Source organism: Bacteroides sp. 214, from assembly GCF_010501015.1.
In the GTDB taxonomy this organism is placed as follows: Bacteria; Bacteroidota; Bacteroidia; order Bacteroidales; family Bacteroidaceae; genus Bacteroides.
Genome location: NZ_QVML01000003.1, coordinates 52,999 through 76,566, shown reverse-complemented (window position 1 = coordinate 76,566; position 23,568 = coordinate 52,999). Strand labels below are relative to the sequence as shown.

Sequence of the window (23,568 nt, the reverse complement as noted above, 5' to 3'; positions counted from 1 at the left end):
TCAGTTCTTTATTTGTTTTAGAAAAGGGAATAAATCGTCCATTCCAAGGTATCCTTGGTGGTTCTTGGTGTATTCGGCAGCAAGCACGGCGCCCAGCGCGAAACCTTTGCGGTTCTTGGCGTCATGGGTTATGGTGATGCTGTCGGCGGTAGAGTCATAGCGAATGGAGTGTAGACCGAATACTTCTCCCTCGCGAATAGATTCAATAGGGAGCTCGCTTGTAGTATGTTTTTCTTCTTCCTTTACCCATTTGTTTTTGCGTTCCAGGTTTTCGATAACACCTTCGGCAAGGGTAATTGCTGTTCCGCTGGGTGCATCGAGCTTGTGGATGTGATGTGTTTCGCTCATGGTAACATCATATTCGGAGAAGTTATTCATAATTTGTGCCAGATATTTGTTGACCGCCGAGAAGATGGTAACACCTAAACTAAAGTTAGATGCCCAGAAAAGAGTCTTTCCCTCTTGAGCGCACATCCTTTTTATCTCTTCACCATGCTCGCTCATCCAACCGGTGCTACCCGATACCAACTTTACGCCGGCGGCAAATGTTTTCAGGTAATTGCCATAAGCAACAGTGGGGTTGGTAAACTCTATGGCTACATCTGCCGAACGGAATTCTTCGGACTGGAAGTCTTCTTGGTTGTTCACATCAATAATACAAACTATTTCATGACCACGGCTAAGGGCTGTTTGCTCAATTTCCTTACCCATTTTGCCGTATCCGATTAATGCTATTTTCATGTTTTGAATTAATTTATTGCGGCAAAGATAGCGATTTTGACTGTTTAGTTGCTACATTTGCGCGCTTAAAAGCTTAATTAATACCTTCTTAACAGTTATGGAACAGTTGTTACACTACGTGTGGAAACATAAAATATATCCTCTGCAAGAACTCAGAACTACCTCGGGGTCCTTAGTCGAAGTTATTGACGCAGGACTTCCGAATATGCACGCGGGTCCCGACTTCTTCAACGCAAAGATAAAGATAGACGGAACACTCTGGGTTGGGAATATTGAAATACACACTGTTTCATCGGATTGGATGAAGCATGGGCATGATGCCAACAAGGCTTACGATTCCGTTGTTCTTCATGTTGCCGGACAAGTAGATTGCCCGGTTTGTCGTACCAACGGCGAAGAAATTCCGCAGTTGCAGCTTACTTGCCCTGAACATGTGCGCCTGCGCTATCAAGAGTTGAAGGAAGCCGATATGAAGCCACCCTGCTTTGCAATCATTCCTTCTTTGTCCAAACTTACAATTCATTCTTGGCTTACTTCTTTGCAAACCGAGCGTTTTGAACAGAAAACCGAAGTTATTAAAGAGCGGTTAAAACTGTTTGGTAATCATTGGGAAGATACTTTCTTTGTTTCTCTTGCCCGTAACTTTGGCTTTGGGCTTAATGGAGATGCCTTTGAAGCGTGGGCAAAGCTGCTTTCTTTTCGCTCTATTGATAAGCATCGCGATAATCTTTTTCAAGTAGAGGCTTTCTTTTTCGGACAAGCCGGATTGCTCGAAGAGGAATTGACCGACGCTTACTACCACTCTTTACAAAAAGAATATGCTTACCTTAAACATAAGTTTGATTTGCAACAACTCGATGTTTCACGCTGGCGCTTCCTGCGATTAAGACCTGGAAACTTTCCGCACATCCGCATAGCACAGTTGGCATATCTTTATCATACACGCAATTACCTGTTCTCGCGTACGATGGAAGCAGAGACGCTTGCCGCTGTTCGCGAAAACCTTGCCACCGATGTTTCCGACTATTGGAAGGAGCACTACAGTTTTTATAAACCCGCACCCCGATTGGAGAAAAAGCTGGGCAAAGGTGCATTAGACTTAATTGCTATTAACACCGTCGTCCCTTTTCTTTACGCGTATGGTATGCACAAAGGAAATGAACTCCTTTGCGCACGTGCTTCATCTTTTCTCGAAGAACTGAAAGCGGAGAACAATCACATCACTCGTTTGTGGGATGGCATAGGAATACCTGTGCACACGGCTGCCGACTCTCAAGCATTAATTCAGCTACAAAAAGAATACTGTGATAAGAAGAAATGCTTATATTGCAGGTTCGGATACGAATATCTACGAAAGAAATAGTAATCATTAATAACTTGTTCGCATGAAAACGAAATCTATCTTACTGATTTTATCCTTGTTTTTCCTTTGTGGAAATAACAACGCACACGCGCAAAACAAGCCCGAGGACTTCGCCACATTCCTCAATAAGTTTACTGCCAGTGCTTCTTTTCAGTACTCTCGTGTGAAGTTTCCGCTAGAAAGTCCTATCGTTTTGCTGAACGAGAAGGAGGAAGAAGTAGAGTTTCCCTTCACTAAAGAACGCTGGGTGTTGCTCGGCGCCGACCTTTTCAAGGAAGAACGAGTAGAGGTAGAGGAGGGCATGATGTATGTTTCTCACTACGTAGTAAATGAGGCGGACATTAAAGAGTTTGAAGCAGGATACGAAGAGTCGGAACTCGACCTGCGTGTAGTGTTTCAGCTAATTGATGGGAAATGGTATGCAACAGACTGCTACACCTTGTGGTATAGTTTTGATCTCTCTGTTGAAGAATTCCAAGAAGCCGCTCAACAAGTGGGCGAGGAGAACAAAGTATTCATCCAAGAACATCCCTAACTGCTGCTGTGTAAGCAGAGAGGTTGTTGCTCTTTAATATTTTCTTTTTCTGCTTCTTGGCACTGTCGGGGAGCAGATATTCCCAGAAACTCTTCAGGCGGGTAACGATTTGCATCTCGCCACCTTCCAGCATTTGAGAGTAACCGGCAAATAAACGTTCGTGCAGGTTACGGAGTTTTCCCCGTTTCTCCTGTTCGCTTAGTAAACTGTTGTTGGCATATTCCAACGCAAGCGCAGGGTTTGCGAGCAATCCTCTTCCTATCATAATACCTTTCAGTTTAGGAAACTGTTTTTCCAGTTGCACCATATCTTCCATTGTACAAACATCGCCGTTGTAAATCAGGTTATGTTTGCACCCTTCGTAAAATGCGGTGAAACCGTCCATATCTACACTTCCTTTATATTGTTGTTTGCCAATGCGCGGATGCATGGCAATATGTGCAAGCGGTAACTCATTGAGCAGAGGGAGCAAAGCCAAACACTCTTCGGGCAACTCCCAGCCTAATCGCATCTTTACCGAAAAGGATATGTCGGAGTAGTGAGCCGTGACTTTCAATAGTTCCTCTGCCTCGTTTGTAAATGGAAGAATGCCCGAACCTTTGTGCTTTCGGGCGATGAGCGGGAAGGGGCAACCCATATTTATGTCTACTTCGCGGTAGCCTCTCTCTGCAAACAAATCCACAATTCGTTCCATTTCATCGGACTTTGCAGCGATAAGTTGCGGAATGAGTCGGGCAACGTGGTTGTTCTCGGGCAATACATCGCGCAGGTCTTTATTGCGAAATGCTCCTTTTTCTAAACGGACGAACGGGGAATAGTAAGCCGTTACGCCACCAAAAACCTCTTGATGAACGTTGCGGTAAAGATGATCGGTATATCCTTGCAGCGGTGCAAAGTATACAGGGAGCTTGTTTGCAGACATAGGCGTGTGTATTGATTAGAGGACAAAAGTACATATAATACTAGCTATTATGCTTTATGCCACTGGTATTTTATCTTTTTTGCAGTTTAATTCTTCTCTTTTCAAATAGTCATTTTTATCTCTTCACAACTGTGATGATATCTCTTCACAGTTGTGCCGATATATCTTCACATGGGTGAAGATATATCATCACATATGTGAAGAGATGAAAGTGGTACAGGAATAAAAACAATTTTGAACTGACAAAGAGGTCTCTTGTAAGTGTATAAACGTTATATTTGCACTGCTTCAATTAATAGATAATTATGGATAAGATTATTCAACGAACGCACACAATCCGTTTCTTTGCCTTTGTGGCACTGATGTTTTACTTGGGTAGTGATGCGGCATCAGCCGAAAATGCGAATGATATGAAAAAGATGATTGTAAAAAAAGTATCCGTTAATACGGTGAAACCGGAAGAACTTTCTTCCTTGATGGACAGGGAGCAGATTGAAACTCACGCTATTAATACGGTCAATTGGAAGCAGTTTTCCTATTGTCCCGTAGTGAATTTTCGCATTGCTTACACAGACAGTGCCATTTTACTAAACTACAAAGTAACCGAAAACAGTGTGCGTGCGCGCTATGGAGAGTATAACGGCAAGGTGTGGACAGATTCTTGCGTGGAGTTTTTTGTTGTTCCCGGAGGCGATGATGTGTATTATAACCTCGAATGTAATTGCATCGGAACACTATTGTTGGGTGGTGGAGCCGGGCGGAGCAATCGGCAACGGGCAACAAGCGAAACACTCGATACCATCGGTCGCTGGTCTAGTTTGGGTAGCGAAACCTTTGAAGAGCGCGTGGAGGAAACCTCATGGGAAGTTTCATTGGTAATTCCTTTCTCGGCGTTTTTTATGCACAAACTTACTTCGTTGGCAGGACAAACCATCCGCGCCAACTTTTATAAATGCGGCGATGAACTGGTTACGCCTCACTATCTTTCATGGAATCCTATCTTGTTGGAGAAACCTAATTTCCATCGTCCCGACTTCTTTGGCACGTTACTCTTTGAGTAATAGGGAAATAGAAAGCCCTGTAAAATGATTAATTAGTGTAAAAACAGTCATAGTTTTATAGATAACGTTTATTTTTGCACCATGCAAACAGATAGAAATAAGAACATTCGTTCGACTTGGAAAGCCTTTGTCGGCGTGCCTTTAGTGATGGGGATTGTACTTTCGTGCGCAAGTATTGGTCGCCCCGAAGGTGGACCGATAGACGAAACTCCTCCCAGACTCATCGGTAGTACCCCCAAACTAAACGCTACCCAAAGTACCCGTACTAAGCTGCGACTGGACTTTGATGAGTATATCAAGTTGGAGAAACCAAACGAAAAGGTTATTATTTCTCCTCCACAGGTGCAACAAGCAGAGATTAGAGCCAGTGGAAGGAGTGTATTGATAAATCTGTTCGATACATTAAAGTCAGATCGCACCTATACCATAGACTTCTCGGATGCGATTGTAGACAATAATGAAGGGAATCCGTTGAATAACTTTGTCTTTAGTTTCTCTACCGGTGATGTTATTGACACGATGGCGGTATCTGGAACATTGCTCGACGCCGCCAACCTGGAACCAATCAAAGGAATGTTGATAGGACTTCACAGCAACCTCGAAGATAGTGCTTTTACAACAATTCCGCTTGAACGCGTAAGCCGAACAGATAGTCGCGGACGCTTCACCATACAAGGTATTGCACCCGGTTCGTATCGCATCTTTGGGCTGCAAGATGTTGATCAAAACTTCTTCTTCTCGCAAAAGAGCGAAATGATTGCTTTCAACGATTCGATTATTATCCCGCATTTCGAGGAACGTACACGTCAGGATACTATCCGCATAGACTCGGTTACGATTGACACGATCATATCCCGGCAGTACACACATTACTTGCCCGATGATATTATTCTACGCGCATTCAAAGAAGAATACGGTGTGCAGAAGTTTGTAAAGTCAGAGCGCCTTACTCCCAATAAATTTACACTGTTCTTTGGTGCAAAAGCAGATACACTGCCAACGATAAAGGGAATTAACTTCGATGAAACGGATGCTTTTGTTATTGAAAAGAAGATAACCAACGATACGATAAACTATTGGATAAAGGATTCGCTGGTCTACAAGCTCGATACCCTTGCCATGAGTATGTCTTATCTCTATACCGATACGCTGAACCAACTGGTTCCCCGCACGGATACATTGAAGATTACCGTTCGTAAATCCTTAAATAAAGATACTGAAAAAGAGAAGGAAGAAGACTCAAGCCGCCGTCGCCGAAAAAAGAAAGGCGATGACGAAGATGATACACCAAAGACCGTCTTCCTGAACATGAAAGCCAATGTGCCTTCGTCTATGGATGTGTTCGGTCATATCAGCATCTCTTTCGAAGAACCTATAAGAGAATACGACCCCGCTGCTTTCCATTTGAAGATGAAAGTCGATTCGCTTTGGAACGATGTGGCGTTCAACATAGAACAAGACACAGCAAATATCAAGATGTATAACGTATATCCTGCCAATGAATGGAAATCGCAAGGAGAATATGAATTCTCGCTCGATTCCATCGCGTTTGTTGGATTGTATGGTCTGCATACAGATAAGGTGAAGCAAGCCTTTAAGGTAAAGTCGATTGAAGAAGACTATGGGGCTATCTTCTTTAATATAAGCGGTGTGAAGTTTGAGCATGCTTTTGTGCAGTTGCTCGATGGACAAGATAAAGTAGTGCGTACACGACCGGTTGTTGATAACCAAGCCGATTTCTATTTCCTTGCACCGGGTAAGTATTGCGCCCGCCTAGTTGTTGACAAAAACAAGAATGGCGTGTGGGATACCGGCAACTACGAGGCGGGCATACAACCCGAAGAGGTCTATTACTACTGGCAGGTAGTGGAACTGCGTGTACGACAAGAGTTTGAACAAGATTGGAACCTAACCGATAGAACTCTCGATAGGCAAAAGCCTGATGAGATGAAGAAGCAGAAGCCTGATGAACAGAAAAAAAGAAGAACAAATACAACGAATCGCAACCGTAACCAAGGTCAGAACCGCAATCGCAATTTTTAAGATTGCTCTATTGCTTGTAGCAGGGTGGGGAATCACTGTTCCCGCTTTTGCGCAATGTGCGGTAAAGGAAGCTAATTTCCCCATAAATCAGCAGATAAAGTATGATCTGTCTTTTCATTGGCAGTTCGTATGGTTCAAAGCAGGAAGTGCCAAACTCTCTTTTGACAAAACAGAATATGCGGGGAATCCTGCCAATCGCATTAACTTGCTTGCAGTGGGTAATAGTCGTGCCGACCTCTTCTTCAAACTACGCGATACACTTACTTCTGTTATGAGCGAACGTCTCGAACCACTTTATTATCGCAAAGGTGCGGTTGAGGGTAAAAGGTATTGGGTAGACGAGGCTACGTTCTCTTACGAAGATGGGGTAAGCAAAATACTTCAGTCGCGTACGGAAGAGAAAAAAGGAACAAAGGAGTATTCATTTACCGATAGCCGATGTGTTTATGACCTCTTGAGTGTGCTTGTTTGGGCACGTACCCTTAACCCTGATAGCTACAGCGCGGGCGATAGAATACAAATACCCGTAGCTACCGGAAGGCGTATAGACGAACAAGTGTTGATTTACCGTGGGCGCGATACCTACAAAGCAGAGAATAAGGTGACGTATAATTGCTTAATCTTTTCGCTGCTACAGGAAAAGAAGGGAGTAGAACAAGAGGTAATTACCTTTACTATAACAGACGATGCCAACCGCATCCCTGTTTGTTTGAATATCTTTCTGAAATTTGGCTTGGCAAAAGCCTCTATGATTGAGGTTTCGGGGAGTGAGTATCCACTTACCTCCATTGTCTCCACTCCACCTACAAAGTAAACGGCAGCGGGTGGTCTTTTCTATAAACCGTTGCTTCGAATGTAGCAATTAACACCCCACCCTGATTGGTTACATCTACTTGATAATGTCCTGTGCGCTTGCCGGTGTATCTTTCTCTGGCTTCGGCGTAGAGTGTATCTCCCGGACCACTTCCCCGCAAAAACGTGATATTGGATGTTGTAGAGAGTGCAAGTGTGCCATGCGAATTGGCAGCTGCCGCGAGTGCTAAATCGGCAAGTGTAAAAATGGCTCCTCCTTGTGTGGTGTTTCCGGCATTAAGATGTCGTGGGGCAACGACTAACTTCGCTTTCCCATATCCTTCTCTTATTTCGAGAAGTTCAACGCCCGCTTCATGAGCGAAGCGGTCGTTCTTGAAAAACTCCTGTACGGTCATATTGTTTTTACTTGTTGAGCTTCCACTCAAAACCGTCTTTTGTATCTTTTATCTCAAAACCAAGCGCGGTAAGACTATTACGAATCATGTCCGATGTAGCCCAATCTTTATTGGCTTTGGCCTTTACACGCTCTTCGAGCAACATATCAACCACTTTACCATAAGCCTCTTCGCGTCCATCGGATGAGCTCACCTCCTCTTTAAGTCCGAGTATATCGAGCATAAACAGGTTGAAGATAGCTTTCAGTTCCTCCAAATCTTCGGCAGAGATTGTATTGGTTCCTGTTACGATATTGTTAATCATCTTAGCACCTTCGAATAGGGTAGAGATAACAATTGGTGTATTCATATCGTCGTTCATGGCTTCGTAGCACTTCTCTCTTAATGCTTTTACATCTATAGTCGAAGTGGCTGCCGGAGTAATTTTTGCTAAATGGCTCTTAGCCTCGAGCAGTCGTTGTAATCCTTTTTCGGACGCTTGCAGTGCTTCATTGCTAAAATCGACAGTGCTGCGATAGTGTGCCTGCAGAATAAAGAAACGAATGGTCATTGGCGAATAAGCCTGTGTCAATAGCCTATGACTGCCTGTGAAAAACTCATCGAGCGTGATAAAGTTACCCAGTGACTTACCCATCTTGGTTCCGTTTACAGTAATCATGTTGTTGTGCATCCAATATTTTACCATGTCGTCTCCTTGTGAAGCTACGGATTGGGCTATTTCACATTCGTGATGTGGGAATACCAAGTCCATTCCACCGCCATGAATGTCAAAGTGTTCGCCAAGGTATTTCTTTCCCATAGCAGTACATTCGCAATGCCAGCCGGGGAAACCATCTCCCCAAGGAGAAGGCCATCGCATGATGTGTTCGGGTTGTGCTTTCTTCCATAAAGCGAAGTCGGCGGAGTTGCGTTTCTCACTTTGTCCGTCTAGTTCGCGGGTAGTGCTGAGCAAATCGTCTATATTTCTTCCGGAGAGTTTTCCGTAATGGTACTTTTTATTGTATTTAGGCACATCGAAATAAACAGAGCCTTGGCTTTCGTATGCATAGCCATTGTTAAGTATTTCCTCTACCAATTTGATTTGTTCAATAATATGTCCCGACGCTTGTGGCTCAATACTTGGCGGAAGTACGTTGAGTGCTTCCATCGCATGACGATAACGATTGAGGTAGTATTGTACAACTTCCATCGGTTCGAGTTGTTCGAGACGTGCTTTCTTGGCAACTTTATCTTCACCTTCGTCGGCATCATGTTCTAAGTGACCAACATCGGTTATGTTACGGACGTAGCGAACCTTGTATCCCAAGTGCATAAGATAGCGGAAAAGTATGTCGAAAGTAATTGCCGGACGAGCATGTCCTAAGTGTGCATCGCCATAAACTGTAGGTCCGCAAACATACATTCCCACATGTGGGGCGTGAAGAGGTGTAAAGACTTCCTTCTTTCTGTCGAAGGTATTGTAAATACTAAATTGCTGTTCCATAATCTAACGTTATTTGTTTGAGATTGCAAAATTAGTATAAAATCCTAATTTAGTGAGTTTTATAGAAATACTTTATTTCAATAAACTTTCCCATTCGCTATCAGTAAGCGATTGGAAGGGGTTGTTATCCGTGATAAATGTTTCCGAAAGTTTGCGTTTGCTTTCTTGCAGGCGGATAATCTTTCCTTCAATACTCTCTTCGGTGATAAATCGATATGCGAAGACACGCTTTTGTTGCCCGATGCGGTGTGAGCGACCAATGGCTTGCATCTCGGCAGCAGGATTCCACCAAGGGTCTATAATGAAAACATAATCAGCTTCGGTTATATTTAAGCCTACGCCACCTGCCTTCAGCGAGATAAGGAATGCCTGAATGTTCTTATTCTCCGAAAAGCGGGCAATCTCTTCTTTCCTGTTGACAGTGGAACCTGTGAGTAAGGCATATTCCCATCCATTTTCATTAAAGGCGTTGGCTATTAGGTCGAGGTGCTTTACAAATGCGGAGAATATAAGTACTTTGTGTCCTTCGCTTCGCAGTGTTTCAAAAGTAGCGATGATTTCTTCTAACTTGCCTGATTCACCGGTATAATCGGGAAAAACCATGCGCGGATGCGAAGCCAGTTGTCGCAATAGCGTTATACCATTAAGGGCAGTGAGGCTTCTGTTTTTCTCTTTACTGTTGTCAGTTTCTAGTAATAGATTGCGTAGTTTGTTCTTTTCCTTATTGTATAGGTCGTGCTGTTCTTCCGTCATGCCGCAATAGATGATTTCTTCGGTCAATGCGGGAAGTTCGGGTGCTACTTCTTCTTTGCTTCGGCGCAGTATGTAAGGGGTGATAAGCTTTTGGAGTCTGCTCTCAATTCGTGGATTGCCTTGCTTTATGGGCAGCATAAAATGCTTTGTAAAGTCGCTTTCGCTACCCAATAGCTCGGGTTGTAGAAAGTAAAACTGTGACCATAAATCCTTCAGTGAATTCTCAATGGGTGTTCCTGTGAGGACAAGGCGATGGTTGCTTTGTAGTTGTATGGCTGCCTTGAATGTGAAGGAGGTGCTATTCTTTATGTTTTGGCTTTCGTCAAGAACAACATACTCGAAGCGATATTTGCTTAGCGCCTCCATATTATTTCGCATCATGCCATACGTTGTAAGTATCAGATTATGGCAACCAAAGGTGTAAGCCATGTTGAAATTGCGTGTGTTGTGTCCTGTGTATTCATAGACAGAAAGCGCGGTGAAACGGCGAATTTCTCGTTGCCAATTGTGCAATAATGACGTTGGCATAACAATGAGTGTAGCAGGTCGTTTTTCTGCCTGCCCACTATAGAGATGTTGAAACAGTGCGAGTGTCTGCAGCGTTTTCCCTAATCCCATATCGTCGGCAAGGCATCCTCCTAAGTTGTGCCTATGCAGATGCAGTAACCAGTTGTAACCTTCCTGCTGGTATTTGCGAAGCGTTGCTTTTAGTTTGGGTGGAGGTGTTGCTTCTGTCTTTTCAAAGTAAGTTTTCTTGGTAAGCTCGTCATCAACAATTGCATGAACAATTCCTGCGAATCGCTCTTTTATCTTCAGTTTATCATTTTCCTCGTTGCCATATTCCATGAGATCGCTATACTTACTAAACCACTCTTCGGGGAGCAACACTAGTCGCCCATCGGGTAGTGTATATTCCTTGATCCCTTCTGCAATATGCTTGCGAAACCGGGTAAATGGAATACGAAAATTTCCGATAACAACTGTGATGCGCAATTCAAACCAATCTTCCTCCTTGGCAATATCCTGCTCAATGCGAATTTCGTCTAAAGCATACTCCTTTTTTTTCTCAAGATTGGCAAGTGTGAAGTGTTTTGCGAGTGTTTCCTTGTGTTGGAGTATCCACTCTGTGAGGTTGTATTGCTTACTCAACATAAAACTGTTTGAGTCAACTAGTGTTAGTTGCAGCGATTCCAGCAATTTGGTAGCTGCCACTTCTTTGGTAAGATCTCTATAGAAGTAATGTAGTGCTGTTCCGGTTTCGTCTTTTAGGAGGGATAGCGTTATTTTAGGCGGATTGTCTTCGGGCCTTAGGATTGTATCACCGTACTGAAATGTTAATCGCAGCGTGTTCCCATAAAATAAAGATTCCTCGGGTGTGAGTATGGCTTTGAGTGTTCGTTGCTCTTTATAAATAGGTAATCCCTGTTGTGTAAAGGCATGATATGTGGCTATGGGCATAACTATATTCTCCAAATATTTATCGAGTAACGTGATGCTGACACTCACAACTTGTTTGTTCGTGAATGGCAAAATTCGTGAAGCATGAATATCATGGAATGTGTAAATCTCCGAGCCAAGCAAGAGTGTGGCGGGGTAACCGATAATAGCTATTGCCGGTTTTTTCTCGCGTAGCGCGATGGGTTCTCCGTTTCTATAACAGTTCAGTGAATAATGAAACAGCTTTTGGTCTGCTTCAAAATTGAAAAACAGTTCGGTGTTTTCGGCAGAAATTTTGAGGCGATGATGTTTGTACAGTGTTTTATTTCCTAGCTGATTCTGAAAAAGCGGTAGGTTTTCTGTTCTTATCAGTGCAATCATCTCCAAGAGTTTCTTTTCAATGAATGGTCTGATGGTGTTTTTGACGTACTCTTCGGAGGTTTTCTTCAAAAAGGTTGCTATATTTTTCTCTTTTGAATAAACCTTCATTAGATTCTTCTCCGTGTAGGAGGAGGCTATTTTTATTGCCTCTTGCTCGGCTTTACTTATTTCGGCAGTTGTCTTGGAAGAAATATGGAAAGCCTGTTCAATTAAAGAATACGTTCCATCTTTTTCCTTTGTAGCTGTATAAGGAATCAATAAATAGCCCAGTATTGGTTGTTGAACCAATACAATGACGATTTTGCTTGAAGAGTTTGTTTCTGTCATTGTGTTTTTTGTTTAATCTGCGAAGATACGAGATTTTGTGTAAATTTGCAGTATGAATGTCGCAAACAAACAGGTGGTTTTGGGGATGAGTGGCGGAACAGATAGCTCGGTAGCTGCCATGCTTCTGCAAGAACAAGGTTATGAAGTCGTGGGGGTAACATTTCGTTTCTTTGAGAAGAATGAAGACACCACATACTTGCGCGACGCACAAGAGTTGGCAGCATCGTTGCAAATCAGGCACATCGTATATGATGCTCGTGAGCTTTTCAAGGATAAGATTATCAATTATTTCATCGACGAGTATATGGATGCGCGCACACCTGTTCCCTGTGTGGTGTGTAATAACACATTGAAATGGCCGTTGCTTGCCAAAATAGCCGATGAAATGGGAATATGGTATATTGCAACCGGGCATTATGTGCGCAAAACCTTCTTTGAAGGTAAACACTACATTCAATGCGCGGTAGACAGGGATAAAGATCAATCTTTCTTTTTATGGGGGTTATCACAAGAGGTGTTGCAACGAATGCTTCTTCCAATGGGCGAGCTCACAAAAATAGAAGCTCGTGCGTATGCCTTGCAAAGAGGATTTGCCAAAGTTTCTACAAAGAAAGATAGCATTGGGGTTTGCTTTTGTCCGTTTGACTACCAGCGTTTTTTAAAAGAACATGTTCCTGCCGAACGGATTAATAAGGGGCAATTTCTTGATGAAACCGGAACTTTTCTGGGATGGCACGAAGGATATCCTTTCTACACAATTGGACAGCGAAGAGGATTGGGGATTCATCTTAATCGGGCAGTTTTTGTGAAAGAAATATCTAAAGAAAAGAATGAAATTATATTAGCACCACTCTCTTCGCTCGAGAAGATGGAGATGAAGTTGAAACATATACATATTGTCGACAACAACCTATTGTTGAATAGTAATGATGTTGTGGTAAAGATTCGCTATCGCAAACAACAAAACAACTGTACAGTTGCCTTTTTATCAGAAAATGAGTTGCTTATCTCTCTCAAAGAAGCATTAACAGCCATAGCTTCCGGTCAGGCAGCAGCGTTTTATCTGGACGATATTGTTTTAGGTGGCGGTATTATTGTGTGATGTGGGCGCTGTGGAAGCTTTTTTACAAATAACTTGCAAAAATCGTTCAAAAGACTTGTAGATTAAAAAAGAATGCGTTATATTTGTATTGTTATTAATTAAGTTCTTTTTTGATAATAACAGTTTTCTTTTTTTGGTACTACAAGCCTGTTGAAGGTCAGGTACAAATAATAAATAAGTTGTTGATTACACAAGTAAGAGAGGCTGCCAGTGTTGGGCAGCCTCTGCTTTTTTATGACTAAAAAGGTGTTTTATTTGAGAATTTCTTCTAATTGGCGTACCGATTCATCTATCTGCCAACGATTATCCAGCCTTTCTCCATTAAAGATATATTTCGCTTGTTCATAAAACAACCTGCGTTTTTCTAATCCTTCTTTAATAAAAGAAAATAGTTCATCGTCTTTTTTGCCTTGTAGGATAGGGCGCGATTGTGTTGCTACACGCAACCGCCTGAATAATACCTTCGGATTCACATCGAGAAAGACAGTGGTGCCCGCTGCATTCATGTATTCCATGTTGTCAAAAAAGCAGGGTGTTCCTCCGCCGGTAGAAATAATAACATTCTCTATGGCGGCTACCTCGTGCAGCATGTTGCGTTCCAATTCACGGAATGCAGCTTCTCCTCTTTCCTCAAATAAGCTACGTACCGATTTATGGAAGCGCTCTTCTATATACCAATCCAAATCAATGAATGGTATGTCGAGCTTGCGCGCAAACGCTTTTCCTAATGTCGTTTTGCCCGCACCCATATAACCTATGAGGAAAATGCGAATCATCCGACAAATGTACGGAAAATTATCTACTGTTTATTTGAAAACAAAAAAACGCGTGGCAATATCTTGTACTTCTTTCTCTCCGGGTTGTGCTACAGGTATACCAAAGGGCATTTGCGAGATAAGTTTCCATGTTTTCGGAAACTTCCATGTGTTGCACACCTCTTCGTCTACTAATGGATTGTAGTGCTGCAATGAAGCACCAAAGCCGGCTTCTTCGAGGAGTGACCATGTGGCAAATTGGTGCATGCCCGACGACTGCAACGACCAACCGGGGAAGGTCTCGGCATACGATGGGAAAGATTTCTGTAACCCTTCTACCACATTCATATCTTCGAAGAAGAGTACCGTGCCGTAACCACAAGCAAAGCTATTATCGATTTTAGCTTCGGTTGCAGCGAAGTTATTGGCAGGTACAATCTTTCTCAGGGTTTCTTTTACAATGTTCCACAACTTTGTGTGGTTATCGCCCAATAATAATACCATGCGTGCCGATTGTGAATTGAAAGCAGATGGTACATAAGTGATAACACTCTTCAAGATATTTTCTATCTCATTGTCGCTAATGGGCGACTGATTGGAAATGGCATAGTAGGTTCTTCGATCCCTCATGACCTCCATAAAACTTTTCTTCATAATGCTTTTATTTTTAATTGTTTCTACTCTTTGCTATTAAACAAACAAACGGACAAAAAGATTAAGAAACCGTTTTATATTTGTATTTTTACCGCTCAATACAGATAAAATATGCCCAAACAGAAGTTCTACGTCGTATGGATTGGTAATAATCCGGGGATTTATTCCTCTTGGGAAGAATGTTTGCTACAAACCAAAGGATACGAAGGCGCCAGATATAAATCTTTCGAAACTCGCGAAGAAGCAGAGAAAGCACTTGCCTCTTCTCCTTATGATTATATAGGAAAGAATGCCAAGAAGGCAGCACCCACCTACAACCCTGCACTTATTATTGACAATAGCTTGGCGGTAGATGCTGCTTGCAGCGGAAACCCCGGTGCCATGGAGTATAGAGGTGTCCATATAGCCAGTGGGCAACAACTATTTCATTTCGGCCCTACCAAGGGAACAAATAATATTGGCGAGTTTCTTGCCCTTGTTCATGGGCTTGCCTACCTCAAAAAGCATGGGTATGATATGCCCATCTACAGCGATAGCCACAACGCTATTTTATGGGTAAAACAAAAGAAATGCAAAACCAAACTTCCGCGCGATAAAGAAACAGAACAGCTCTTCCTGGTAATAGAAAGAGCTGAAAAATGGTTGCGCGAAAACAAGTACACTACTCGTATTCTGAAATGGGAAACCAAAGAGTGGGGAGAGATTCCTGCCGACTTTGGGCGGAAAGGCTAAAGACTTTGCATATCATTTAGCTTCTTGTAGTAGCCGCCCAACAGCAACAACTCTTCGTGCCGTCCGCGCTCCACAATACGTCCTTCGTGCATCACGCAGATTTCGTCCGCATTTTTAATAGTAGAAAGACGGTGCGCTATAGCAATGGTGGTGCGTGTTTTCATTAGCCGCTCCAAAGCCTCTTGTACCAGGCGTTCGGATTCGGTGTCGAGTGCCGAAGTCGCTTCATCAAGAATAAGGATAGGCGGATTTTTCAGGATGGCACGCGCAATGCTGATGCGTTGGCGTTGTCCACCCGAAAGTTTACAACCTCTATCGCCTACATTGGTTTCGTAGCCCAATTCGGTTTCCATGATGAAATCGTGTGCATTGGCAATCTTGGCAGCCTCCATCACTTGTTCCATGGTAGCCGTTTCTACGCCAAAGGCTATGTTGTTGAAGAAGGTATCGTTGAAAAGTATCGCTTCCTGATTTACATTACCCATCAGGCCGCGAAGTTCCTGCGTCTTTACGTCTCTAATATCGATGCCGTCAATCAAAATGGCACCTTGCTGCACATCGTGGTAGCGAGGAAGTAAATCGACCAGTGTAGATTTACCCGAGCCCGACTGTCCTACCAACGCCACAGTCATTCCCTTCTTTACCGCTATGTTAATGTTTTGCAGTACCATGCGCTTGTCGTCGTAGCTGAAGGTGATGTTCTTAAATTCTATCTTCTCCTTGAAATCGGTAAGCGGAATGGGCTTTTCTGCCTGCTCTATCTTATTTTCCGCTTTCAGTATTTTGTTGATACGCTCCATAGATGCCATTCCTTTGGGTATGTTGTAGCTTGCTTTCGATAGTTCTTTCAACGGATTGAGCACGCTGTACAGAATAACCAGGTAGAAGATAAACATCGAAGCATCGATAACCGAGCTTGAGTTGAGAATAAGGTAGCCACCAAACCACAGTACAATGATGATGAGAACTGTTCCCAAGAACTCACTTACCGGATGTGCCGCTGCCTGGCGCATAGAAACTTTACCTACGGCTCTTCTATAGTCTTCGGTGCATTTGTCAAAGCGTGCTTCCATCTTCTTCTCGGCAATGAAAGCTTTGATGATACGTAGTCCGCCCAGGGTTTCTTCAACCTGCGTCATAGTTTCGCTCCACTTTTCTTGTGCCGCAAGCGATTTGCGTTTCAGCTTCTTGCCGATGATACCCATTGCCCAACCCAATCCGGGCACTACCAATACGGTAAAGAGGGTAAGTTCCCAGCTGGTAACAATCAATGTGGTAAAGTAAATTACAATAAAGATGGAGTTCTTTATCAGTACATCGAGCGAGGAGGCAATAGAGGTTTCTACCTCGTTTACGTCGCCACTCATACGGGCAATAATATCTCCTTTGCGTTCTTCGGAGAAAAACGACAGGGGCAGACTGATAATTTTATTGTAAAGCGTAGTACGTATATCTTTCACAATACCCGTGCGTAGTGGCACAATGATAGCCGAGGAGGCGAAGTAACTGGCTGTTTTGAAGAATGTGAGCAGTATGAAACCCACCCCTATGAAAATCAGTGCAGTAATAGCGCCATGTGTGTCTATAAGTCCTGTAACGTAATAATTGAAATTATTCATGGCAATATCCTTGATACCGTCGAGTTGCCAAGGCATAAACTCAAAGGTTTGTTCGGTCTTATCTGTTTGAAACAGGATGTTGAGGATAGGTAGTAAAGCAAGGAAAGAGAATACGTTCAATAATGCCGAAACAATGTTGAGCGACAGTGCGCCAAAAAGGAATTTCTTATACGGCATGATAAACTGCCGAACCAACTCTAAAAAATCTTTCATATGGTGTCTCTCTGTTTTATTTTCTATGATATGTTTCGTAGCTATATGGGTAGCTGTTTTTTTCGTCGGCAGGAAAACTTTCATTGCTTTCCTGTTGCCATTCTTCTTTTGTTATTGCAGGGATGTATGTGTCGCCTTCCAAGTGTGCGTGTACCCGTGTAAAATAGATTTTACTGGCTACCGACCAAAACAGGCGGTAGATTTCGCCCCCTCCCATCACAAACACTTTTTCGGCGGTGGCCGCTTCTCTTAGTGCTTCTTCTACGGAGTGAACCACGGTTACATCGGCAGGGGCGAAGCTGTTTGAATTTGTCAGTACAATGTTCTTCCGTCCCGGCAATGGCCTACCTATCGAGTCGTATGTTTTGCGCCCCATAATAACGGCACCGCCCATGGTAAGCTCTTTAAATCGCTTCAAATCGTTGGATAGTCGCCAAGGCATTTGATTGTCCGAGCCAATGACGTTGTTCTCGGAGGCTGCTACAATGATTGCTATGCTCATCTATTTATCAAATAATTTTAGCAAAACTAACGGTTTTTTCTCAGACGACAATGTTTTTGGGGCTTCTACTTTCTTCTTTTGCCTTGATGCAAAAGAAAAAAGGTAGTAAAAAAGAAAAGATCAAGGCTGAATTTACGCTGCTTTTAGACTTTTACCTTAAAGATTGAATTGCTTCTTTCAGTTTCGCACGTTTCTCGGGCGAGGTACCATATTCAAAGGCTACAATACGACCTTTCTTGTTCACCACTATGGTAAGAGGGTAACCCTTGGTTCCAATGAGTTCCTTAAACTGAATGTCGTTTACCAAAGGAATCCAGTTGAAGGTTACTTTATCCAATACTTGGCGGGCTACTTCGGGCGTTTCGTAAGTTGATGAGAAGAACATTACATCGGGCATTTCATTTTTCCATTCCGATAGTTCGGGCATTTCCGTACGACAAGGTCCACATCCCGTAAACCAAAGATTTAGCGCCATAACTTTACCCTTTACGTCAGCATTAGTCCATGTTTTGCCATGAATATCTACTGCTGTGAACATAGGAAATGTGTCGCCCACATTTATCAGTGGTTTTGACTCTGTAGCTGATTTTATATCTTTAAAATTCGCTATGGCTTCATGGTAACGGCGTAGCAATTCTTCTCCTTCGGGTACTTCGTCAATAGGGATAGACCGCTGTAGCACCTCGTTCGATAAAATAACGGAAGGACATTGTATGCCTATTGCTCGTGTGCCATTGGACGTTGATAGCATGAAGAGTTTTCTGTCAGATACTCCTTTTATATTTTCAATTTCCGACGGTATTTCATAGTAGAAAGTTCCATTTATAATCATTATTCTTTTAGGCTTGTTGGCCAGTGAGGTAGAAATCCCTCCGAAAAGGAGAGAGCCGATGAGAATAAATGTGATGAGTAATTTGTTCATATCCGTAGACAATTGTTTTGAATTTAACCAAGTTCATTGATAAACTTCGGCAAGTTATAAAAAATAAGGCAGAACTCAAAGGACTCGCCTCACACATGTTAATGACTGCTTTGTGTTTTCGAACCAATTTAAATGGTAAATGTCTTGGGTCATTCCAGGCGAGTAGTGAGGAATCTCATTTACTACCTATCTGTATAAAATTATAACTACTTGCAGGTATGTTCTATCACGGTTTATTTATATACTATTAACTTCTCTGTTTTCTATAAAAAAGAGTCATTTGGTTTGCCCATATCGCAAAAATCCGGTTCTATTAAGTCGGATTACTTTTTTGCACTGTTTTTGGTTCCGTGGTTACCACTTTTGTCTTCGTGTTAACCACGAAGGGTAAGAGTGGTTAACACGGCATGTGTTAGTGGTTACCACGGAAGTAAGTCGTGTTAAACACGGGAGTAGAAAAAACTAAAAAAACAGAGGCGAAAAACACCTGGTTTCCCGCCTCTATCTGTATATACTTTCCGTATATCTTTGTATACTAAAGATAAGGTTTTTCGGTGATAGTTCCAAATTCGTATTAAGGTTCTATAACGCGTTTGGTTTTGTATTTGTGTGATAATGTTACCTCATGTAGTAAGAAACCATTAAAAGTGATTGAGTATTCAAAACATATCACTAAATTGCGAACGAATTAATTCAAAACCAGTTTCTAAATTAGTATTAGCCTCAAAATGCATCAACAATTTATAAATATTGAGAAGAAACAGTTAGAGGAGAATATAAAGCGAAAAAAGAGAGGAAGCAACCAATGAATAAACAACTTCAATTTTTACTTTATACTACACCACAAGAAGATATAAAAGTAAATGTGGTGGTAAAAGACGAAACACTTTGGCTTACTCAAAAAGCGATGTCCGAACTCTTTGATGTAGGAGTTCCTGCAATTAGTAAGCATATAAAAAATATTTTTGAAGAAGGCGAACTTTTTGAAGAAGTGACTATTTCCAAAATGGAAACAGTCGTAAATCGTGGCTTCAGAGGCGAGGTGAATGAAATTATCGATTTCTATAATCTGGATATGATTATCGCAGTTGGTTATCGGGTTAACTCCAAGCGAGCTACACAGTTTCGTATTTGGGCAACGAATACGCTGAAAGAATTTATCACAAAAGGCTTTGTCCTCGATGATGAACGTTTGAAACAAGGCAAAACTACTTTTGGGAAAGATTATTTTCGGGAGTTATTAGAGCGTGTTCGTTCTATTAGAGCAAGCGAACGACGTATTTGGCAGCAGATAACCGATATTTTTGCGGAGTGCAGCATTGATTATGACAGGAATGCCGACATTACAAAAGAATTTTACGCAATGGTGCAAAACAAATTTCATTATGCTATTACAGGACAAACAGCAGCAGAAATTATTTATACCAGAGCCAATCGCAGTAAAGAACACATGGGATTAAAAACCTGGAAAAATTCTCCCGAAGGAAGAATACTAAAGTCGGATGTAACGACTGCTAAGAACTACCTGCCCGAAAATGAGATTAGACAATTGGAACGAACTGTTACAAGCTATTTCGATTATATTGAAGGCTTAATAGAACGCCAAAATGCGTTTACTATGAAACAATTTGCCGAGAGTGTAGGCAAATTCCTATCGTTTAATGAGTATAAAGTACTTGATGGAAAAGGTAAAATATCGAAACTACAAGCCGACAAAAAAGCAATAATAGAATATGACGAATTCAACCGGACACAGAAGATAGTTTCCGATTTTGATAAGGAAATTAAGAAGTTGACAGATAAAAACACTAAATAAACACCGTATGAAAAACATTTTAGTAAAGCAGCTTACGCTAACTGCTATTTTGTGCTTTTGCATTATCTCATTATCTACTGCTCAAGGTACCCCCGGCAAGTGGGGCGACCAAGGGAACGGCACTTACGTTAACCCCATTCTCAATGCCGATTATTCCGACCCTGATGTAATTCGTGTAGGCAATAAATACTACATGGTTGCTTCCGATTTTCACTTCATGGGAATGCAGGTGTTGGAATCTGCCGATATGGTTAACTGGAAGCTGATTTCGCAAATTTACAATCGCTTTGACTTCCCGGCTTGGGAAGAGAATAAGCGCTATGCGGGTGGTTCGTGGGCGCCTGCCATACGGTATCACGACAATAAATTCTGGGTCTTTTTCTGTACGCCTCACGAGGGACTGTTTATGTCTACCGCCGAAAATCCGGCAGGTCCCTGGAGTCCGCTTCATTTGGTACATGCCGTAGAGAAGTGGGAAGATCCGTGTCCTTTCTGGGATGAGGATGGAACAGCCTATCTGGGACGAAGCAAGCATGGCGCAGGACCTATTATTCTGCATAAAATGAGTGCGGATGGTACGCGCTTGCTCGACGATGGGGTTACTATATACACAGGCCCCGTAGCCGAGGGCACTAAAATACATAAAAGAAACGGTTACTACTATATGTCAATCCCCGAGGGTGGGGTTGAGGTAGGTTGGCAAAGCGTGTTACGTTCTAAAAACATTTATGGTCCTTATGAGAAGAAAATAGTGCTGGAAACAGGTAGTACACACGTCAATGGCCCACATCAAGGAGCTATTGTCGATACTCCCGATGGACAATGGTTCTTTTACCATTTTCAACATGCCGGATCTTTGGGGCGGGTGGTGCATCTGCAACCCATGTATTGGCACGACGATTGGCCGGTAATAGGTGTTGACCTCGACCGGAATGGAATTGGAGAACCCGTGTCTGTCTGGAAGAAACCAATAAAAAGTACCGAAGTATTTGCCCCGCAAACCGATGATGACTTTACATCAGAAACACTGTCGCTGCAATGGCAATGGAATCATAATCCGGTAGATAGAGCGTGGTCGCTTTCCACACCCGGTGGCATGTTAACTCTGAAAGCACTGAAAGCACCCTATTTCCGCTTGGCGCGCAATACACTAACACAGAAAATAGTGGGATATAAGAGTGAAGCAACTGTTGCCATGAATTTTTCGGAGATAGCCGAGGGGCAGCGTTGCGGATTGGCTTGTTTTGCGAAAGAGAGCCGGGTGTTGGGCGTGAAAATGGAAAAAGGAAAGAAACTACTCTATTTTTCGAATGATACTACGGAGACAACCATTGCCGAAATAGCCGATGAAATTGCCTATCTTCGCGTAGCTATCGATATGGATAGAGAGGCGTTTCAATATTTCTACAGTGAAGATAATATTCATTTTACCTCTTGCGGAGAACCATTCTTTATTAAGTTTGGGCACTGGAAAGGAGCGCGCATAGGATTATATAGCTACAACACACAAAAAGAAGCAGGCGCAACTTCATTTCAATGGTTTAAGTACAAACATGACGGTCCGCAAGCGGATACAAACGACCCTGCCGAGAAAATTATTGCAGGTATTGCCCGTACTTCATTTGCCAATCGGGATATCCGGGTAACTTGCCCCACTACAAACAGCGAGGATAGTCAGTTACCAAGAAAAAAGATTCAACAAGCGATAGACTCTTGTTCCTTATTAGGAGGCGGTAGGGTAGTAGTAGAAAAAGGAACGTACTTTCTGAAAGGTAATTTGGTGCTGAAAAGTAATGTAAATCTGCATCTGGAAGAGGGTGCATACCTCCTTTTCAGTGGTAAAGCTACCGATTTCTTGCCGGTGGTGCAAACTCGTTGGGAGGGTACCGAACTCTACTCTTACTCTCCAATGATTTATGCATACCATGCCGATAACATTGCCATTACCGGAAAAGGTACTATCGATGCGCAAGGAGGATTGGAGTTTGCACCTTGGGCAGAGATTGAAGCCCCTTGGCGCGACCGTTTGCGCGATATGGGCGAAAAGGTAATCCCACTTTATGAGCGGGTATTTGCTGAGGGTACCAAGTTACGCCCCTCTTGCATTCAATTTTTGGGTTGCTCCAGAATATTGGTGGAAGATGTGTTGGTTAAAAACTCTCCGTTCTGGACAATTCACCCTGTGTATTGCGATAACGTCATTGTGCGTGGCGTTACCATTGACACACACTATCCAAACAATGACGGTTGCGACCCGGAGTCTACGTCCAACGTACTGATAGAGAATTGCATCTTCCGTACAGGAGATGACGCGGTAGCTATCAAAGCTGGACGTGATGCGGATGGAAGAAGTGTAGGTCGTCCATCGCGAAACATTGTCATCCGTAACTGCCTTTTCCACTCGGAGTGCAACGGATTGTGCATCGGTAGTGAGATGTCGGGTGGTGTAGAGAATGTCTATATGGACAATATCCGCATTGGAACGGTGAAGAATGCACTATATTTCAAGTCAAATCGAGATCGTGGAGGCTATATTCGGAATATACACGTCAGTAACATCGATATTGAGCGTGCCAAAGGAGCTATTTTGAGGTTCGAGACCAACTATTTTGGTTTTAGAGGAGGAGGTTTCGTGGCACTGTACGAAGATTTCTTTATCCGTAATGTAAAAGCCGGTACTGCCGATAATTATGCTATTTTCATTGATGGGTACGAAGAAAAACCTATCCGCGACATTGAAATTAAAAACTTCTCGGTAGCGAAGGCGCTGCATAGCTATTATTTGTTTTGTACTGAAAATATTCGATTTAAGAATGCAACTGTGAATAACAAAGCGCTGCCCGATACTCCTGAAAACAGCAAGGAGAGGGTAAGTTTGGACGTTTATTAAGAAACAACTTGATAATGCATTGGCGGAATTAATTCACACTATGGACGAGTGATCGTGTGCCTATGGTTGATGCTCCGTCATCCATAGGCGCACAGAGCATGAAACTATG

Annotated in this window: 19 protein-coding genes; 9 read left to right on the top strand and 10 right to left on the bottom strand. The window is 42.7% G+C overall.

Annotated elements, in window-relative coordinates:
- The gene (gene dapB / locus D0T50_RS04220) at positions 1–741 is read right to left on the bottom strand and encodes a 4-hydroxy-tetrahydrodipicolinate reductase (RefSeq protein ID WP_163222257.1); all 741 of its coding nucleotides are present in this window, start codon (positions 739–741) and stop codon (positions 1–3) included.
- A 97-nt stretch (positions 742–838) separates the two neighbouring features.
- On the opposite strand from dapB, the gene D0T50_RS04215 reads away from it, so the two are divergent.
- Positions 839–2,104 carry a DUF2851 family protein gene (locus tag D0T50_RS04215; protein WP_163222256.1) on the top strand — a complete coding sequence of 422 codons (1,266 nt, stop codon included), beginning with the start codon at positions 839–841 and terminating at the stop codon, positions 2,102–2,104.
- A gap of 22 nt (positions 2,105–2,126) precedes the next feature.
- On the top strand, positions 2,127–2,639 hold the full coding sequence (locus D0T50_RS04210; RefSeq protein WP_163222255.1) for a DUF4348 domain-containing protein: 513 nt from the start codon (positions 2,127–2,129) through the stop codon (positions 2,637–2,639).
- Here the strand turns inward: D0T50_RS04210 and D0T50_RS04205 are convergent.
- Positions 2,620–3,561 carry a tRNA-dihydrouridine synthase family protein gene (locus D0T50_RS04205; RefSeq protein ID WP_163222254.1) on the bottom strand — a complete coding sequence of 314 codons (942 nt, stop codon included), beginning with the start codon at positions 3,559–3,561 and terminating at the stop codon, positions 2,620–2,622. The genes D0T50_RS04210 and D0T50_RS04205 overlap by 20 nt on opposite strands.
- A 419-nt stretch (positions 3,562–3,980) precedes the next feature.
- On the opposite strand from D0T50_RS04205, the gene D0T50_RS04200 reads away from it, so the two are divergent.
- From D0T50_RS04200 to D0T50_RS04190, 3 genes are all read left to right on the top strand, one after another.
- Positions 3,981–4,622: a carbohydrate-binding family 9-like protein gene (locus D0T50_RS04200; RefSeq protein WP_163222338.1), complete on the top strand. Its 642-nt coding sequence runs from the start codon at positions 3,981–3,983 to the stop codon at positions 4,620–4,622.
- 81 nt (positions 4,623–4,703) lie between these two features.
- Positions 4,704–6,665: an Ig-like domain-containing protein gene (locus tag D0T50_RS04195; protein WP_163222253.1), complete on the top strand. Its 1,962-nt coding sequence runs from the start codon at positions 4,704–4,706 to the stop codon at positions 6,663–6,665.
- Positions 6,586–7,479, top strand: a complete 894-nt coding sequence (locus tag D0T50_RS04190) for a DUF3108 domain-containing protein (protein ID WP_163222337.1) — start codon at positions 6,586–6,588, stop codon at positions 7,477–7,479. Before D0T50_RS04195 ends, D0T50_RS04190 begins: the two co-directional genes overlap by 80 nt.
- Here D0T50_RS04190 and D0T50_RS04185 read toward each other — a convergent pair.
- From D0T50_RS04185 to D0T50_RS04175, 3 genes are all read right to left on the bottom strand, one after another.
- Positions 7,469–7,873, bottom strand: a complete 405-nt coding sequence (locus tag D0T50_RS04185) for a PaaI family thioesterase (protein WP_163222252.1) — start codon at positions 7,871–7,873, stop codon at positions 7,469–7,471. The genes D0T50_RS04190 and D0T50_RS04185 overlap by 11 nt on opposite strands.
- Before the next feature lie 7 nt (positions 7,874–7,880).
- Positions 7,881–9,356 (bottom strand): cysteine--tRNA ligase, encoded by a 1,476-nt coding sequence (gene cysS, locus D0T50_RS04180; RefSeq protein WP_163222251.1) that lies wholly within the window; start codon positions 9,354–9,356, stop codon positions 7,881–7,883.
- A gap of 72 nt (positions 9,357–9,428) precedes the next feature.
- Positions 9,429–12,254: a DEAD/DEAH box helicase gene (locus tag D0T50_RS04175; RefSeq protein WP_163222250.1), complete on the bottom strand. Its 2,826-nt coding sequence runs from the start codon at positions 12,252–12,254 to the stop codon at positions 9,429–9,431.
- 52 nt (positions 12,255–12,306) lie between these two features.
- Here D0T50_RS04175 and mnmA point away from each other — a divergent pair, with 52 nt between their 5' ends.
- Positions 12,307–13,356: a tRNA 2-thiouridine(34) synthase MnmA gene (mnmA, locus tag D0T50_RS04170; RefSeq protein WP_163222249.1), complete on the top strand. Its 1,050-nt coding sequence runs from the start codon at positions 12,307–12,309 to the stop codon at positions 13,354–13,356.
- A gap of 251 nt (positions 13,357–13,607) precedes the next feature.
- Here mnmA and D0T50_RS04165 read toward each other — a convergent pair whose 3' ends face one another.
- Both D0T50_RS04165 and D0T50_RS04160 read right to left on the bottom strand, forming a co-directional pair.
- Positions 13,608–14,132, bottom strand: coding sequence for a shikimate kinase (locus D0T50_RS04165; protein WP_163222248.1), 525 nt, complete (start codon positions 14,130–14,132; stop codon positions 13,608–13,610).
- Between the two features lie 30 nt (positions 14,133–14,162).
- Positions 14,163–14,765 carry a nitroreductase family protein gene (locus D0T50_RS04160; protein WP_163222247.1) on the bottom strand — a complete coding sequence of 201 codons (603 nt, stop codon included), beginning with the start codon at positions 14,763–14,765 and terminating at the stop codon, positions 14,163–14,165.
- Between the two features lie 111 nt (positions 14,766–14,876).
- On the opposite strand from D0T50_RS04160, the gene D0T50_RS04155 reads away from it, so the two are divergent.
- Complete coding sequence (locus tag D0T50_RS04155) at positions 14,877–15,497, top strand: viroplasmin family protein (RefSeq protein ID WP_163222246.1); 621 nt, start codon at positions 14,877–14,879, stop codon at positions 15,495–15,497.
- On the opposite strand, the gene D0T50_RS04150 is transcribed toward D0T50_RS04155, so the two are convergent.
- The 3 genes from D0T50_RS04150 to D0T50_RS04140 all read right to left on the bottom strand — a co-directional run bounded on the left by D0T50_RS04150 (position 15,494) and on the right by D0T50_RS04140 (position 18,753).
- Positions 15,494–17,329, bottom strand: a complete 1,836-nt coding sequence (locus tag D0T50_RS04150; protein ID WP_163222245.1) for an ABC transporter ATP-binding protein — start codon at positions 17,327–17,329, stop codon at positions 15,494–15,496. The two genes, D0T50_RS04155 and D0T50_RS04150, sit on opposite strands and share 4 nt — an antisense overlap.
- Before the next feature lie 16 nt (positions 17,330–17,345).
- Complete coding sequence (locus D0T50_RS04145) at positions 17,346–17,831, bottom strand: dihydrofolate reductase (protein ID WP_163222244.1); 486 nt, start codon at positions 17,829–17,831, stop codon at positions 17,346–17,348.
- A gap of 151 nt (positions 17,832–17,982) precedes the next feature.
- Positions 17,983–18,753 (bottom strand): TlpA disulfide reductase family protein, encoded by a 771-nt coding sequence (locus tag D0T50_RS04140; RefSeq protein ID WP_163222243.1) that lies wholly within the window; start codon positions 18,751–18,753, stop codon positions 17,983–17,985.
- Positions 18,754–19,558: 805 nt separating this feature from the next.
- On the opposite strand from D0T50_RS04140, the gene D0T50_RS04135 reads away from it, so the two are divergent.
- The gene (locus D0T50_RS04135; RefSeq protein ID WP_163222242.1) at positions 19,559–20,569 is read left to right on the top strand and encodes a virulence RhuM family protein; all 1,011 of its coding nucleotides are present in this window, start codon (positions 19,559–19,561) and stop codon (positions 20,567–20,569) included.
- Positions 20,570–20,576: 7 nt separating this feature from the next.
- Positions 20,577–23,459 (top strand): family 43 glycosylhydrolase, encoded by a 2,883-nt coding sequence (locus tag D0T50_RS04130; RefSeq protein WP_163222241.1) that lies wholly within the window; start codon positions 20,577–20,579, stop codon positions 23,457–23,459.
- Positions 23,460–23,568 lie beyond the last annotated feature (109 nt).